Origin of the sequence: Geobacillus sp. DSP4a, assembly GCF_013096875.1 — a bacterium.
In the GTDB taxonomy this organism is placed as follows: domain Bacteria; phylum Bacillota; class Bacilli; order Bacillales; family Anoxybacillaceae; genus Geobacillus; species Geobacillus thermophilus.
The window spans coordinates 1-435 of the sequence record NZ_SDLD01000205.1 but is presented as its reverse complement, the minus strand read 5'-3'; the positions used below and the strand labels follow the sequence as shown (position 1 = coordinate 435).

Sequence of the window (435 nt, the reverse complement as noted above, 5' to 3'; positions counted from 1 at the left end):
AAGATCGGTTAGAGCTCGTCTTTTTGCCACCATACAGTCCGCAATTGAACTTGATTGAAGGGCTATGGAAATGGCTGAAATCAGACGTGATTTACAACGTGTTCTATTCGAGTGTGCAAGAAATTAGAAAGAATGTCCAAGCCTTTATTCAGCGAATCAACCAGAAACCAGAACAAACGATCGATCGTTTGTGTGTTCAGTTGTAAATCTTTAATTCAACTTATATAACTCACACATCTTTTTCAATTTCCCAGCCGTCAATCGCGTCGATCGCAACGTTTGGCCATACATTCCCCCCCTTCTTTTCCAGGTATTGTCAAAAGTTTATCCTCCACACTCACGGTTTTCCCTTGAGTTTCAACGGTTGGAAGAAAAAAAGCTTGCCACCCCCGTTGTTTTCGGCCATCATTGAGGTAACGACACCCAACAGCCAAA

At 42.5% G+C, this 435-nt stretch carries 1 protein-coding gene; it reads left to right on the top strand.

Annotation, left to right across the window (positions count from 1 at the left end; genetic code table 11):
* Nucleotides 1-206: transposase (locus ETC02_RS17015; protein WP_171698032.1), on the top strand; the 206-nt coding region annotated here is incomplete at its 5' end.
* Between the last annotated feature and the right edge of the window lie 229 nt (nucleotides 207-435).